Source organism: Mycoplasma zalophidermidis (assembly GCF_018913985.1).
GTDB classification, from domain to species: domain Bacteria; phylum Bacillota_I; class Bacilli_A; order Mycoplasmatales; family Metamycoplasmataceae; genus Mycoplasmopsis; species Mycoplasmopsis zalophidermidis.
On the sequence record NZ_JAHMHK010000001.1, the window covers coordinates 135524 to 151847 of the forward strand.

16 protein-coding genes are annotated in these 16324 nt (G+C 30.5%); 3 read left to right on the top strand and 13 right to left on the bottom strand.

Going from position 1 to position 16324, the window contains the following annotated elements:
* Nucleotides 1–53 precede the first annotated feature (53 nt).
* The 3 genes from KQ878_RS00505 to KQ878_RS03865 form a co-directional block, all read right to left on the bottom strand.
* Nucleotides 54–665, bottom strand: coding sequence for a DUF402 domain-containing protein (locus KQ878_RS00505; protein WP_216567727.1), 612 nt, complete (start codon nt 663–665; stop codon nt 54–56).
* Between the two features lie 167 nt (nt 666–832).
* Nucleotides 833–1693, bottom strand: a complete 861-nt coding sequence (locus KQ878_RS00510) for an ABC transporter permease (RefSeq protein ID WP_216567728.1) — start codon at nt 1691–1693, stop codon at nt 833–835.
* Nucleotides 1693–2604 carry an ABC transporter ATP-binding protein gene (locus KQ878_RS03865; RefSeq protein WP_216567729.1) on the bottom strand — a complete coding sequence of 304 codons (912 nt, stop codon included), beginning with the start codon at nt 2602–2604 and terminating at the stop codon, nt 1693–1695. The genes KQ878_RS00510 and KQ878_RS03865 overlap by 1 nt, the downstream gene beginning before the upstream one ends.
* Before the next feature lie 104 nt (nt 2605–2708).
* On the opposite strand from KQ878_RS03865, the gene ftsY reads away from it, so the two are divergent.
* The 3 genes from ftsY to rpmG all read left to right on the top strand — a co-directional run bounded on the left by ftsY (nt 2709) and on the right by rpmG (nt 4279).
* A complete protein-coding gene (gene ftsY / locus KQ878_RS00520; protein WP_216505156.1) occupies nt 2709–3764 on the top strand; it encodes a signal recognition particle-docking protein FtsY in 1056 nt (351 codons plus the stop codon).
* On the top strand, nt 3751–3978 hold the full coding sequence (locus KQ878_RS00525) for a sigma factor-like helix-turn-helix DNA-binding protein (protein WP_171111171.1): 228 nt from the start codon (nt 3751–3753) through the stop codon (nt 3976–3978). The genes ftsY and KQ878_RS00525 overlap by 14 nt, the downstream gene beginning before the upstream one ends.
* Before the next feature lie 148 nt (nt 3979–4126).
* The gene (gene rpmG / locus KQ878_RS00530) at nt 4127–4279 is read left to right on the top strand and encodes a 50S ribosomal protein L33 (protein WP_171111173.1); all 153 of its coding nucleotides are present in this window, start codon (nt 4127–4129) and stop codon (nt 4277–4279) included.
* A gap of 49 nt (nt 4280–4328) precedes the next feature.
* On the opposite strand, the gene KQ878_RS00535 is transcribed toward rpmG, so the two are convergent.
* The 10 genes from KQ878_RS00535 to ybeY form a co-directional block, all read right to left on the bottom strand.
* Nucleotides 4329–5003: a chromate transporter gene (locus tag KQ878_RS00535; protein WP_373422566.1), complete on the bottom strand. Its 675-nt coding sequence runs from the start codon at nt 5001–5003 to the stop codon at nt 4329–4331.
* A complete protein-coding gene (locus KQ878_RS00540; RefSeq protein WP_216505158.1) occupies nt 5003–5743 on the bottom strand; it encodes a chromate transporter in 741 nt (246 codons plus the stop codon). Before KQ878_RS00540 ends, KQ878_RS00535 begins: the two co-directional genes overlap by 1 nt.
* A gap of 40 nt (nt 5744–5783) precedes the next feature.
* Nucleotides 5784–10127, bottom strand: coding sequence for a PolC-type DNA polymerase III (locus KQ878_RS00545; RefSeq protein ID WP_216505159.1), 4344 nt, complete (start codon nt 10125–10127; stop codon nt 5784–5786).
* Between the two features lie 105 nt (nt 10128–10232).
* Nucleotides 10233–10604 carry an MG284/MPN403 family protein gene (locus KQ878_RS00550; protein ID WP_216505160.1) on the bottom strand — a complete coding sequence of 124 codons (372 nt, stop codon included), beginning with the start codon at nt 10602–10604 and terminating at the stop codon, nt 10233–10235.
* A 46-nt stretch (nt 10605–10650) separates the two neighbouring features.
* Nucleotides 10651–12081, bottom strand: coding sequence for a proline--tRNA ligase (proS, locus tag KQ878_RS00555; RefSeq protein ID WP_216567730.1), 1431 nt, complete (start codon nt 12079–12081; stop codon nt 10651–10653).
* 85 nt (nt 12082–12166) lie between these two features.
* On the bottom strand, nt 12167–13510 hold the full coding sequence (locus KQ878_RS00560) for an aldehyde dehydrogenase family protein (protein WP_216505162.1): 1344 nt from the start codon (nt 13508–13510) through the stop codon (nt 12167–12169).
* Between the two features lie 6 nt (nt 13511–13516).
* Complete coding sequence (locus KQ878_RS00565; RefSeq protein ID WP_216505163.1) at nt 13517–14578, bottom strand: aminopeptidase P family protein; 1062 nt, start codon at nt 14576–14578, stop codon at nt 13517–13519.
* Between the two features lie 10 nt (nt 14579–14588).
* Nucleotides 14589–15458 carry a GTPase Era gene (era, locus tag KQ878_RS00570; protein WP_216567731.1) on the bottom strand — a complete coding sequence of 290 codons (870 nt, stop codon included), beginning with the start codon at nt 15456–15458 and terminating at the stop codon, nt 14589–14591.
* Nucleotides 15458–15850, bottom strand: a complete 393-nt coding sequence (gene cdd / locus KQ878_RS00575) for a cytidine deaminase (protein WP_216505166.1) — start codon at nt 15848–15850, stop codon at nt 15458–15460. The genes era and cdd overlap by 1 nt, the downstream gene beginning before the upstream one ends.
* 2 nt (nt 15851–15852) lie before the next feature.
* Nucleotides 15853–16308 carry an rRNA maturation RNase YbeY gene (ybeY, locus tag KQ878_RS00580; protein ID WP_216505173.1) on the bottom strand — a complete coding sequence of 152 codons (456 nt, stop codon included), beginning with the start codon at nt 16306–16308 and terminating at the stop codon, nt 15853–15855.
* Nucleotides 16309–16324: the final 16 nt, after the last annotated feature.

Sequence of the window (16324 nt, forward strand, 5' to 3'; positions counted from 1 at the left end):
TAAAACTCTATTTTTTAATTATTTAAAACGAATTAGATTTGTTTAATCTTTACTTAACCTTTCTTTGATCTGCGAGGTTTTGAAGGTTCCGTAGTTCTGAAATCCTTTGGTAAAGAATTGTCCTTCTTAATTACATCAATATAGTAATCAATCAATTTAGGATTAAAGAAATATTGTTGCTTCTCATATTTATCCACAACCAATTCAAGCGTTTGATAAATAATCATTTTTAAACTTTCAGGATATTCATATTTCTTTGAATTATGAGCGAACTCATCCCTATCAACAATTGCAAGTTCGCGTTTTGGATATGACTTAATGTCTAAATCAAAATCAATAAATTTAATAGTATTATCTTCGTAAATTGGTTTTGAGGCTATATTTACATATATATAATTATGCTTTTTCTTTAACATTATTAAAGCATTATAGTTCTCATGTTTAGGCATGAATCAAATAACGGGCTCGCGATAAACTCACGAACTTTTTTCAGTTTCGGCAACTCTTGTTTTGTAAATAAACAGCGCGAAGTGATCATCTGTGTTTCTAATAACCTTAACTCCGTTTCACTGGCGATATAAATAACCGTTGTATTTATAAGCCTGCACATTAATAATAGCTCCCAAGAGTGGGAACTTCATTTCTTTGTTTTTATTTTCTGGCATTTTTCCCCTCGGAAAGATAAAAAATATCTTTATTTTTATTAAAAAGCTCTAATCGCTTATTTTTCCAAATCAATTCAATATATAAATTATAAAATATTTTTCCGAAACTATGACACAACTTTACGAATACACAGGCTTTATACCGCAATAAGCAAAATAGGCGATGCCTATTTATTAATATTGAATTTATATAATGAAGCAACTGTTAAAGCAGCTATTGTTCAACAACCTGAGTAAAGTATGCAGATCCAAACATTGATTTTATGTCCAAACAAAACAATATAATCTATACCTAATGCTTCTTTACCGAAATTAATATTACTTTCAGAAATATTTGCCAAACTTAAATATTTAAAAATATTTGTAAATTGAGTCTGCGGAATTACAGAACATATTTGAAGAAGCACATTATTATTTAAAGAGTTTCAAGGTATATATATACCTATTAAGAACCCTATAATTGACGAAAATAATGAACAAAATGCGCTATAAACAGATTTGTTTTTAAAAAAACTAAAGATAAGTGTAAATAATATCGAATTAAATAAAGTAGATAAAATAATCATCGGAACAAAATAAAGATAGTTATTTCAGCCATTAATTGCTGTGTGTTTAATTAACATGTAACAAACAACAATTAAGAATAATCCGGTCGAAATAATTAAATTAATAATTCAATTAATTAATATAAAACTCACTCTTATTGTTGATGATTTGATTGGAGTAATTGAAATATCTTTTAAAACACCACTTAATTTGTCATCAACTATTTGAGTCGCACCAGTCACGGCAGTTGTGATGGTTGTTATCGAAATAATTCCAAATAACAAAAACCCATCAACCAAAGCGTCTTTAGTAATTTTAGAAGCATTTGGTATATTTTCGAAACCACCTGCCATGAGTTTTCTTATTAGTATGAAATAAATGAATAAATAGATTAATGGTGTTAAAAATGTGAAAAATACTTTGGATTTACTTTTAAAAAAGCAAAGGAAATTTCTTTTTAATAAAGCATTAAGTTGTGTCATTATTCTTTCTCCTTAGTCACGTTTAAGAATACTTCATCCATACTTCCTTTTAGAATTTCATAATCTTTGAGATTAGTGGAATATTTATCAATGAATTGTTTTAAATCAATGAAATTCATAAATTTAATTAATCAATAATTATCTTGTCTGATAGCACCAACTTTATTGATTGTTGTTTTAATGTCTGACGCTTCGTCAAATTCATGTATTTTCAAAATTGTTGTTGAATAATTTGATTTTAATTCAAATGGTGTGCCTTCAATCAATTTAACACCTTTCTTAATTATGATTATGTTATCGCAGTCGTTTGCCTCTTCCATATAGTGAGTAGTTAACAAAATTGTAAGATTATGATCTTTTCTAAGTTTTTTTAATATCTCTCAAACCATTTTTCGCGATGAAGGATCGAGCCCGGTGGTTGGTTCATCAAGAAATAAAATACGTGGATTATGAACTAGTGCTCTAGCTATGTCTACCCTTCTTTTTTGGCCACCTGATAATTTACCATAAGGTCTATTTTTCAATTCATTTAGTTCAAATTCATTCATTATTCTATCAACGGTTTTCTTTACATTATTTACCTTATCTTGATACAAAGAACATCTTATTACTAAATTTTCATATACTGTTAACTCACCGTCTAAAACCGATTCTTGAAAAACTATACCTATTTTATTTCTTATTTTATCTATGTTATTTGTTAGTAAATCGCCTTCAATATATACTTCTCCGCCGTCTTTGTTTAAAAGACCTAAAATTATATTTAATGTAGTGGTTTTACCGGCACCATTTAAGCCAATAAAACCAAATAACTCTCCTTCATTTACTTCAAATGAAAGATTGTTTACAACTTTTAGTTTGTTAAATTTTTTAACCAAACCTTTTACTTTTATCATTGTTTTCTTATTCATTATTGCCTCGACAATAATTATAAACATATTTTATACTCAAAGCATTTAAACAATGAATGTCTTTTGCTTAAAAATATTTGATTTTCCTTTAAAATTTAGACACTATGGGATTTTTTAAATTTTTAAAAGAAAAAGTTTTTGGCAGAAAAAAGGATAAACTTGCTGAAAAAGAACAAAAAATTGAACAATTAGAAGAACAAAAACTGATTGAATCAAAAAAACTGGAAAAATATTCGACCGGACTAAGCAATGCATCTAGTCTTGGACGAAAAATTTTTAACCTGCAAAATAAGCACAAAAAAATTAATGAGGAATTTTTCGAAGAATTAGAAGAAATTTTAATCATGTCTGACATTAATGCTTCATTGGTGTACGCGATTATAACCCACCTAAAAAATGAAGTAAGATTGCGTAATTTACACGATACTAAGGATATTGGTGAACTAACAGCCGATCAGATGTTTGTTATCTACACGAATAAAAGTGTTGTTGATACTAACTTAAATTATAAAGATGGTCGCCTTAATATTTTTGTTTTTGTTGGGGTTAATGGTTCAGGAAAAACTACTTCTGTAGCCAAAATTGCTCATAAATATATTCAAATGGGCAAAAAAGTTTTGGTAGCTGCTGCCGACACATTTAGGGCGGGAGCTGTCAGCCAATTGGATGTTTGAGCGAATCGTGCTGGTGCTGATATTGTTAAACCAGCAAAAGAAGGTGTTGACCCTTCATCAGTTGTTTTTGATTCTCTTAAAAAAGCTAAAGAAGAAAATTATGATTTGTTACTGATTGACACCGCTGGTAGATTACAAAATAAAATAAACTTAATGAAAGAACTGCAAAAAATGTACGGAATAATAACCCGTTTCCAAGATGACGCACCCCATGAATGTTTATTAGTGTTGGACGCAACCACCGGACAAAATGGTGTTAGCCAAGCACGGCACTTCAAAGAAGCAGCAAATCCAACCGGAATTATTTTGACTAAAATGGACGGTACAAGCAAGGGTGGAATTGTCCTTTCAATTAAAGATGAATTTGACCTTAATGTTAAATACATTGGTTTAGGTGAAGGTTTAGATGACCTCGAACAATTTGATCTTGAAAAATTCATCTACACAATGACGAAAGATTTAATGGTGGAAAATGAGCAAGATTAATGATATTGAACAACGTGAAATTTACATTTCTTTATTTGAAAAATTTCAAAATTTATTAACACAAACTCAAAAACAAGCTTTTCAACTTTATTTTTTAGAAAATTTAAGCTATCAAGAAATCGCTGACATTACAGCCACAACTAGAGCAGCAGCATACGATAGTGTAAAAAAAGCAATTCAAAAATTAGAGAAATACCAAGAAAAAATTAATTAGCTAACTAAGAATTTATCCCGTTTGACAAAAATATGCTAAAATAAACAAATAACACAACTAAAAATTTATTTTAATTATATTTATGGTTATAATTAAAAAATAATTAAAAAGAATTTTACACACATAAGATTACACATAGGAGACAAGAATGGCAAGAGAAGGATTTACATTCCAATGTACTGAGTGCAAAATGGAAAATTACATTAGTAAGAAAAACAAAAAAAACCACCCAGAAAAAGTGGAATTAAATAAATACTGTGGCAAATGTAACAAACATACAAACCACAAAGAAAAGAAATAATAATCATAATTAATCGGCTTTGCCGGTTTTTTATTTAAATAAAAAATAGCTAAGAAGCTACTTTTAATCAAGGTTCAAATAAAATCAGCGCTATTACTACATTACCTAATATTAACTCAAACATAGGGATTTTTTTGAAATACAAAATTAAAGAAATAATAATTCCGATTGGTACATATACATATAAAACAATTCCCCTTCACCCTGAGAAAAATATGACTGTTTTATCACTGTAATCTAATCCAAAATATTCCTTAGCTGATTTATTAAATACTACTTGTGGCGCAATTAACCCAATAAATAACTGAATTGCTAAAGCGACAATTATTCCAGTTACAACCGGATTCATGATATTAATTAATTTCTTCAAAAACAATGAATCTTCAAACTTATCAGCATATTTCATCGCTAATTTCATCATTAAGATAGGCGGAACACAAAATGCTAGATAAGTCAATATCATTGCTGTATAACCCCATCATTGCCCTTCCGACACCAAATATCCCGTAACGGTCGCAAATTTCGGACTTAAAATTCCTGGAGTTGAATTTGAAATTGCAAATACACTATTAATTTGTTCAGTAGTTATAGTTATATTAAATCATTTAGCAAGGGATTTTCATAACCAAGTAAATATTGGCATAAATATTTGACCACCACCAAACACAGATAATGAAACAAGAATAATAAGGGGTAGAGAAACTAATAAAGCTAATAATCCCATTATTTGACCTCATTAATATTGTCTTGTTTTTTATTTATCTCTTCAATGTTATTCACCTCTGTTATTGAATGTGAAATTTCTACATTTTCAATTGATTTATCCGTGTTCTGGATTATTTTTTCTTGTTTTAATTGACATTTTAATTTCTTGATATTTTTTCTTTTTTGAACACAATAAATAGCAGCAAAAATACCAATAATTAAAAACATAATTGCGACTGGAACGTTATAAGGGGTAGGAACAAATAATGAAAAAGCCATCGTAATTAAAAATAATATTGTTCACACACCAATCTTGTTAGATTTAATTCCTTTTTTAAAATATGATCAACTAAAACCAATTAAGCTCCCAACAATAGCGACTAACACTCCAACCTGAACCACATATAAATATTCAAGTGGTAACTTTGACAATACAAAGAATAAGGCTATTGTAACCACAATATGCGGCAATGATGCAAATAAAACGACAAGAAAACCTTTTCAAAATCCAAGTGTTTTCATTGCAATATAAGATAAAGCCTCAATAGCCATTGGACCAGGTAACATATTTGTAATAACAACATTTTTGTCGAATTCATCACTATCTAGCCATTCATATTTATCAACAGCATATCGTTTTATCACAGGCATAAGGGCATTTCCGCCACCAAAACCAATAAAAGTTACCATAAGTATTAAGACAAATACATTTCAAAACGTGGGTTTTTTTATTATATGATTCTCTTTATTTTTATTCATTTTGCCTCCTCCATTGAAATAAATTTTACTAAATACTTATCTAAAATAATCTCATTTGATCTGTTTCATCTAATTTTGCAAAAATGCCCATTTTTTCCATCTTTTCAACTAAAGTTTTATTAACTTTGGCCCTGGTTATAAAATCCTGAATAGAACTGAAAGACTTTTCGGTGCGAGCATTTACGATAGATTCTGCAACTGAATCTCCTAAACCGTCAAGTGATTTAAAAGGTGGTATTAGACATTTTTCATCGTTATCAATTACTCACTCATGTGCTTGTGAACGTTCAATATCTATATTTGCTATATACAAACCGCGTGCATATAGTTCGCGCACAACTTCAAGCGTAGGCATTAAATCAATTGATTTATTATCTAACTCTTTACGATTAACGGATTGAAGCTGAACTAACTTATTGTGAGCTTTTTTTCCGTTACGCACATCCACCATGCTTTCTACATCAACGGCTTTTGCGTGAGTTGCAAAATAAGATGCATAGAATGCTAAAGGTTGATTTATTTTGAATCAACCAATTCATCAAGCCATTAGAACATATGCGACTGCGTGAGCCTTAGGGAACATATATGCAATCTTAAGCATTGAATCTATCTGCCATTCAGGAACATTGTATTTTCTTAATTCAGCTTGTTCTTCAGGTGTTAAACCTTTACCTTTACGAACCTTTTCCATAATGTTAAACGCATAACGATTCGGAACACCTTCAGCAACCAATTTAGCAAGAATATCGTCACGACAACAGAAAATGTCAGGAAGTCTAAAGCCCTCTTTCATAATTAAATCTTGATTATTTCCAATTCAAACATTTGTCCCATGACTTAACCCTGATATGGATACTAAATCGGCAAACGATTTAGGTTGAGCTTGTAATAACATTTGACGAACAAATTGAGTACCAAATTCAGGTAATCCTATGGCGCCAGTTGCTTCACCACCAATATCGGATGGCTTTATACCTAATGGATCTGTAGAGTTAAATACCTTAACAATTTCTGGATCATTTTTAGGAATATCAGCAATTCTCAATCCGGTATATGTTTCTAACATTTTAATTATCGTAGGGTTATCATGCCCCAGTAAGTCAAGTTTTAAAACATTATCATGGATAGCTTTATATTCAAAGTGAGTAGTGAATCAGGTTGAATTTGTATCATCGGCAGGATAATTAATTGGGGTGAAATCGTAAACATCATATTCAGTAGGAATAATGATAATACCACCCGGGTGTTGACCTGTAGTGCGTTTTACACCATCGATTTTAGTCGCTAAATACATAGCATAAGCATCTGAGTAATCTGTATGAGTTTCTTCAATAAAATTCTTTACATAGCCAAAACCTGTTTTAGGTGCAACTGTAGATATTGTTCCCGCCCTTAATGTATGTGTTTGACCAAATAATCTTCTCGTTTCATTATGGACTTCTCCTTGAAATTCGCCAGAAAAGTTAAGGTCAATATCGGGAACTTTGTCAGCTTTAAAACCAAGAAATGTTTCAAAAGCAATATTATGCCCGTCTCTTTCCATATCGATTTCACAGTTAGGACATTTTTTGTTTTTTAAATCATAAGCAGAAGTAATTCCAGGAACATTTGCTAATTCAAAAAACTTACATTTATTACATAAATAATATGGTGGTAGAGGGTTAACTTCAGATATTTCGCTTAGTGTCGCAACAAGAGACGAACCAACAGAACCACGACTACCAACAACATAACCTTCATCCAATGATTTTTTGACCAGCCTGTGTGAAATTCAATAGATTACATCAAAACCATACTCAATAATAGGGGTTAATTCAGCCTTGATTCTTTGGTCGACAATTTCAGGCAAATTATCACCATATTTTAATTTTGCATTTTGATAAACTAGTTCTCTAAGTTTTCTTGAAGAGTCATCAAATTTAGGAGTATACAGCTTGTCTTTTATAACAACGACTTCCTCACACATATCAGCAATTCTGCGACTATTAGTAATTACAATTTCTTTAATTAAATCTTCATCGCCAAGAAATTCAAACTGATTCAACATTTCATTAGTAGTTAAAAATTCCTGGTCAGGAATAGTTAGAGTACCTTCTTTGGCCCTTCCATAATTATATAAATAGTGGCGAGCTGCACCAATTCCTTTTGCATAAACCAAAATTTCAAAAGCTTTTTTATCAGCTTTATCGGAATATCTAACATCACCTGTAGCAACAGGGATTTTATTATATTCTTTAGCAGTTAAAATAATGTCTTTCAATCCATCGTGCAGTTGGTCTTTAGTAATGAATTCCATGTCAACCCAATGTTTGAAAACCTGTGGAGCTGGAATTTCAATATAATCATAACGTTTAATTTCCTCTAAAAATTGACTACGTGAAGCATAAAAATAATCATCGATTAATTTAGATTTTAATGTTCCTGAACCAAATAATAAATCAGGATCGGGTTTGATATCTTCATAAAATGTTCTCGGCCCATAACTATAATTTTTGGTTAAACAATCACTTACCATTGCAAATTGTTTTTTTAAACCCAATTGATTACGAACCAAGCTAGTAAATGCATACGGGAAACGATCTTTGAATTCATTTTCCGGTTTAAATTCTAATAAATCTTGAAATGTGAAGATATTTTTAGTTGACATGGTGTGCATCATTTCCAATCAAATATCGGCTAGGACTTTGGCATCATAATCTCCACGGTGAGCAACATTCGGGTTATAGTTAACACCTAAATTAGCTGCTAAATCTCCAAGCGAGTGTTTTTTGCGTTCAGAAAAAATTAATCTCGATACTGCTAAAGTATCAATAACAACAACATTTGGAAATTCCATATTATTTAACCTAAATTGTTCTTTGATAAAGTTGTAGTCAAATTTTGCGTTGTGCGCAAGAGCTATTTTGCCATTTAAATCATCATATATTTTTTGTAATGCAACTTTACAGTCAAGACCAGTACTATCAATATCTTTTTGTGTAATCCCTGTAAGTTGTGTAGTATATGGTTTAATTTTTTCCTTGGGCTTTACTAAAAATTGTGTTGGCTGAGGAGCAATTTTATTCACATTAATTACATATGAACCATATTCAATTAATTCATGAAACTTTGGACTTAAACCTGTTGTTTCAATATCAAAAGAAACATAAGAATGATCGGTAATTTTTCCACTCGGAACATCACCATAAAAAATGATTGGGTTTTTATGGAATACTGAAAAAGAAGCGGCATATAAACCTTTTACTTTAGATTTTCTTGCTTTTTGGTAAAAATTAGGATAACCTTGAACGGCATCTAAATCACAAATTGCAACGGCAGGCATACCAAATTCTTCCGCTTTTGAAATAATGTCAGGCGGATTAAATAATCCATCCATAGTATTTAATTTAGATGAAACATGCAATTCTATTCTTTTTTGGTCCTCAGAAGCAGTATCAACACGTTTTTTATATATTGATTCAGCTTTTTCGAATGAATCAATATATATAAATCATTCTGGTTTACCAAATGTTTGATATGCAGTAGTACCAAATAATTTAATAAAATTTCCATTTTTTAAATCTTTATTTAGAATGTCTTCATCAAGTGCATCATCTCTAAATCATTTAGCATTAATTGCGTCAGTGTGGTCAGTAATCGAAAATGAATAAATATATTTTTTATTTTTAGTAACTATTAAATCGCTAGCGTATATTTCGCCTGTAATAGTTATATTTGTTTTTTCCGGTAAATGTTTTATATTAATTATTTCAACATCCTGATATTGTTTTCTAGATCATTTTTTGCTAGGTTTACTATCCGAAGATTTGCTTTGTACGGGTTTAGAATTCATCAATTTTAAAAATTGTTCTTGGGCTAATAAGTCATTATCTCGATTTGATGCATCAAGTTCCTTTAATACAAGACTTTGATATATTAATTTTAGATTTAAATTTTTATAACCATATTTATTCAATGAATTAGATAACTGATCAACTAAATCTTTAAACTCATTAAAACGTTCCTCACTAATAGTAGTAACTTCAAAATTTGAACCATCCAAACCAATTAATTCTCTGTTTCAATCAAACACTTTTAGTTTTGAATATTTACTTTTAGTAGCGATTATATATTCAATAAATTTAACTAAATTAGTGTGTTTATACTGTAATAAGTCAAAACTAAAAGTTATAAATACTTTATAAATTTTATTTGCTCTTATGGCTGTTAATAAAGCAAAAAAATCTTCAGGATTTATTTCATCTCTGAAGTTTATATTAACACTGATTTGATCAATATCGGTTTCGTACTTTGTAACTTCGAGTTCAGTTTTTATCAAATTATCCGGAATTTTAAAACCTATTGAATCGCAAAATTTTTTAAATCTGATATTACTTTCATTCATAATTCCCCCAGCCTATTATTATCATTATAATTTAAAAGAACAAAACCATAAATAATGATTAGCATTTTCTTCATAAATTAGAAATGAGCGCCGTAGCGCTCACTTCTAAAAACTATCGAAGTAATAAAATAAGAACTCATCAACCATTGCGGCTCGTCTTTTATAATAAGTTGTTTTAGAGCAAAGCATATCTCACCAGAATGGGTCATCGCAAGGGTCTAACAACTCATTATCTAATATTTCGCGGCTAATGTCACTCATACATACCAACACTCTTTGCATATTTTCTGAGTAATAGTTGTATAAGTTTTTTATATCGCTAGTTAACGTTGAAGGTTTCTTGCCATTTTTAAATTCATTCATTCTTTTACTTTTGGCTCGACCTAATTCTAATTGACATATATCTTTAACACCTTTATATTTTTCGAGTTGCGTTAAATTATAATTCGAGAAGTTTTGGATTAAAAAAGAATTCATATTATCTCCTAATTAAAAAAACCTAGCAAAACGCTAAGTTAATCCATTAGTAAGCGCGTGCAAAAATCACAAAACGTTTTGTAATACGATGGCACGTAATACATGGTTTCATTTTTTCGTCTCTTTCCATTGATTTGGGAATACAACGTGCGGTAGCACCTGTTTCAGCTTTAATTTCTTCCTCTTCTTCGTCATGACAACAGAAAGGAGCTAAAACGAATTTAGATTTAGAAATTTGATCCGCAAATTCCTCGTATGTGTCAACGGCAACAATATTTTTGTCTAATCTTTCTTTTGCTGTTGCGTATAGATTATTGTGAATGTCATTAAGTAAAGTTTTTACTTCTTTTTTAACTTGATTGATTGGCATTACAATTTTATCTAGAGTGTCTCTACGAACTATTGTTACCATATTGTTTTCAAGGTCTCTAGGACCAATTTCAATTCTTAGTGGCGTGCCTTGGATTTCAGAATTAGAAGCTTTAAATCCAGGGTTTTTATCGGAATTATCTAATCTTACTCTATAGATTCTTCCTAAATCTTTAACTAATTGTTTTGCTACTTCACTTACTTTTGGGTTTTTAGATGCAAACAATTCAAGAATATCAATTTGTGTTGGTGCAATTCTAGGCGGAATAATTATTCCTCTATTATCACCATGGGTCATAATAATTGCTCCCAACAATCGAGTAGAAACACCCCATGATGTCTGATAAGCAAATTGAATATTGTTATTTTCATCCTTAAAAGTAATTTCAAAAGGTTTTGAAAAATTTTGAGCAAGATAGTGGCTGGTGCCTGCTTGTAAGGCTCTGCCGTCCTTCATCATAGCTTCCACTGTATATGTGCTACATGCTCCTGCAAATTTTTCTTTAGGTGTTTTCTTACCGACAATTACAGGGATCGCTAAGTAATTTTTAAGAAATTTTGCATAAAGTGAAATCATTATTCTTGTTAATTGACGCGCCTCCATTGCATTATTATGACATGTGTGACCTTCTTGTCATAAAAATTCCCGACTTCTTAAAAATGGGTTAGTTGTTTTTTCTCAACGAATAACATTCGCTCATTGATTATAAATAATCGGTAGATCCTTGTAAGATTCAATTGAGTTTTTAAATAAATCAGCAAATAATACTTCTGATGTTGGTCTAACAAAAACCTTTTCTTCTAATTTAGCTTCTCCAACTTGTGTAATAGTTGCTAACTCAGGGTTAAACCCTTCTATATGATCTTTTTCTTTGTTAAATAATCTTTCAGGTATTAACAAAGGAAGATAAACGTTTTGAACTCCTTGTTGTTTAAATTCTTCATTTAAGTATTTTTGAATCAACTCTCAAATACCAAATGAATTAGGCTTAAAGACTAATGTACCTTTTAATGGTCCATACGCAATTAGGTTGCCTTGTTTTACGACATCGGTGTATCACTTCGCAAAGTCTTTTTCTAATGGTGTAATTTTATCTAATTCTTTCATAAATTCATTATATATACTTTTTTGAAAAACTTAATATTTTTATTAAAAAAATGTGTTTTCAATCGCTTTTGCAAAAAAACACATTTTATTTAATAATTTTCTTTAAAATTTTCAGTTTTAATTCAGAATACGGATGCTCACTCAATTCAGTAGAAAATCAAGTTCTCCGATAATAACTGACTGAATTTGAAAATTCTAAAAATCCAGCATATCCCCGACTGCGTCCATGTCCTGATGCTCCGACACCACCAAAAGGTAAATAATGGTTAGCTAACTGAACCATTAAATCGTTAATTACTAAAGCACCAGTGCGTATATTTTTAAAAACTTCATCGACAAATTTTTTTTCTTTTGTAAAAACATAAGTTGCTAATGGTTCTGATTTTTCAGAAATCTTGCGGACTATTTCTGAAAAATCTTGATACTCAATAACAGGTAACAATGGGCCAAATACTTCCTGCTTCATAATTTTATTATTTCAATCAGAAATGAACGCTTTTGGCAAAATTTGAGTATCAGTGTATTGAACGTTGACATCATTGGGAATTAAACCCATAATTCTTTTGTGATGTTCCTCGCTAATTATTTTAGGATAATTCTCAAGTTTATCTAATTTTGCATTTATGTAATCTTGACAATATTCTATAAATTTAGTTCCTTTATTTTTAGGAACAACAATATAGTCTGGAGCAACACAAGTTTGACCGCTATTTATAAACTTAGCAGTCATAATTTTATTGGCTGCATTCCTTAAGTCTGCACTATCATCTAGAATAACTGGACATTTACCACCGAGCTCAAGAGTTATTGGAGTGTGAAACCTAGAAACTTGTTCAGTGATTAACTTCCCTACACGTTCCGAACCAGTGAAAAAGACGAAATCGAATTTATTTTTTAACATCTCTTTAACATCATTAACGTCAGAACTCATAACATATACCTTATCTGTTTTTAAATCTTCATTAATAATTTTCATTATCAAACTAGAAGAATGTTTTGATAGTTCAGATGTCTTTATTATCACTCTATTCCCAGCTGCTATAGCAGAAATTAAAGGCATAAATGTTAAATAAAATGGATAATTTCAAGGACTAATAATTAGACAATGCCCCAATGCCTGTTGAATAATTTTAGAAGCACCAGAAAATAAAGCTAATGGTGTTTTAACTTTTTTAGGTTTCATTCATTTTTTTAGATTTTTAAGTACAAATCTAATTTCATTCAAAATTAAACCAATTTCAGAAAAATAAACTTCATTCTCATGTTTGTTTAAGTCTTTTTTTAAAGAAAAGTTTATATTGTTAATGTTTTCTTTAATTATTGATTTTATTTTTTTAAGAATTGAAACACGTTCTTCATAGGAAATGAAAGGTGTCTTTAAAACGTCGTCCCTCTGAGATTCATATTTTAACAAATCTTCTTGTTTCATAAATTATTAAGATCTTTCTTCTGGTTTAGAAAAGACATAATGTCCCGTTTCCGTGACTAAGACATCATCTTCATTTCTAGCACCGCCAAGACCCTCAATATAAATTCCAGGTTCAACTGTGATGACCATACCAGGTTCTAAGATGTAATCATAACCTCTAGAACTTACATATGGCAATTCATGAACATCAATACCCAAACCATGACCAGTACCGTGAACAAAATACTCACCGTAACCAGCGTTATTGATGTAGTCACGACAAATTTTATCGATGGTGCTTGCTTTAATGCCGGGCTTAACTGCATCTCTACCAGCTTTAGCAGCTTCTAAAACAATGTCTAAAATTTCTTTTGCTTTTGGATTGTTAATGTTAACCTTACCATTTTCGTCAGGCATAATAATTGTTCTGGTGATGTCAGCAGAATACCCTTTATACAAAGCTCCGAAATCAATCTTTAATAAATCACCGGCAACTAATTTTCTATCTGTTGGGTGATGGTGAGGTTCAGCTGAAGAAGGTCCTGTAGCAACAATCTCATCAAAACTTTCTTTCTCGGCACCATTTAACTTCATTAAATAATTTAATTTCGCAGCCACTTCCTTTTCAGTCATGCCTGGTTTTATTCATTTATAAAGTTCTTTAAGAGCTTCTAAAGAAATATCTATTGATTTTTGCATTATTTCAATTTCTTCATTTGATTTTAAAATACGTAATTCTTGACCACGGATGAAAACTTCTTCGGTTGGATTAATTATGCTTTGTAAATATTTGTGTGTTTGAAGGTTTAAATAATCTTCCTCAAAAGCAACTTTGTTGTATTTTTTTTCTGCAAAAAAATCTTTCAGAGAAGTTCCGACCAATAAGTGAATATTAACATTTTTAGCATTATTGCGAGCAAATTCAATGTATCTTCCATCGACAAATAAATGCGCTTCGTTTCTCTCAATAATTACATACCCATCAGTTGTTTGAATGCCGGTTAATCATAATCTGGTTTGCGGCGCTTCCGACACGATAGCGTCAATATTGTGTTCTTTAAACACTTTGTCCAAATACTTTCTATTCATATTTTCTCCTTTAATATCCCATTTTCTTTAAAAATTTAGGATCATTTATCCATTTATCAGCTATTTTAACTTTTAGACGCAAATCGACTTTAGCACCAAATAGCATCGACATACGTTTACGGGCATTAATGCCTATATTTTTTATCATTTGCCCATCTTTACCAATAACCATTCCTTTTTGTGAAGGTTTTTTTACAAAAATTAGGGCTTCGATATTAATTTGATTTTCATTTTCAATAAATTCACTGACCTCAACAGCAATTGAGTGAGGAAGTTCTTCACGAAGCAATTTCATTGCTGAAACTCTAATTATTTCTTTAGCCATAAATCTCATTGATTTATCAGTTATAAAATCCTCATCATAATATGGTTCCCCATCGTAACAATATGATTTCAATTCCTCTATTAAACTCTTAATTGAAGAGATATTATCGGTTGAAATACTGTATATTTTTTCAAAACCAAATGATCTTAATTCTTCAACTTTAGCCAATAAAATATCTGGCGATTTGGCTAAGTCCACTTTTGAAATAACAGCTATTTTATTTTTTTGATTTTGTATTTTCTCTAAAATTACCTTATCTCCCGCCCCGATATTTTCATTTACAGGCGAAAGAAATAAGATACAGTCAATATCCTTCAATGAATTGTACGCATTCTTGTTTAATGATTCGCCTAATTTATTTAATGGTTTGTGTATTCCAGGAGTATCAACAAAGACAATTTGGTAACCAGGTTCATTATAAACACCATTAATTTGATCTCTTGTTGTTTGTGGTATGTTGGAAACTATAGCAAGTTCATAGTTTAAAATTTGGTTCAGTAACGATGATTTACCAACATTTGGTCTTCCGATAATGGTTACAATACTTACCTTCATTACTTAATTTGCTCACTTCTAATTGGTAAAGGTACTAATTCAACTAATTTGAATGTTTTAACTACATCCCCCTCACCATTGTATAAGTGAACTAATGCATCATCTTGCATAAATTCAGTCAATACTTGTCTACAACCAGCACATGGTGAAACCACACCAGCCCCAGACGAAATAATGTGAATTTCCTTAAATGTTCCTACCACTGCGCCGTGTGCAACTGAACCAAACAAAGCTGAACGTTCAGCACATAATCCAGATGGAAAAGCAGCATTTTCGACGTTAACGCCTGGTCATTCTCTCCCTTCTGCATCAATTGCGACGGCCGCCACTTTAAAGCGTGATCAAGGGCAGTATGAATACTGTAAAAGTGATTTTAATTTTTTTACGTCCATTTTTATTCCTCTCTTGTAATACCTAATGGGTTGAATATACTATCAACCATTTTGTCCATTTCAACTTTTTCGATTTCCGTTTCATGATCATAACCCATTAAATGAATTAATCCGTGAGCAAATAAATAACAATACTCTCTTCTCACAGAGTGATTAAATTCAATGGCTTGAGACTCAACTTTTTCGTGACTAATAATTAATTCACCAATCGGTAAAATCGGTAATTCATTATAGAAGTCATCATTTCCAAAATCAAATGACAAAATATCGGTTGCGTAATCCTTACCGCGGTATTTTTTGTTTAATTTTTTGATTTTTTGATTATTTACTATCGAAACATCCAAAACAATTGTTTTATCGATATTAAAATAATCTTGTAGATTCCTTAATATTTGTTTGTATTCATTTTCAAAATGGAACGATGTACCATTTTCAATATTAATATTAATTTCAACCATATGTAAATTATATAAT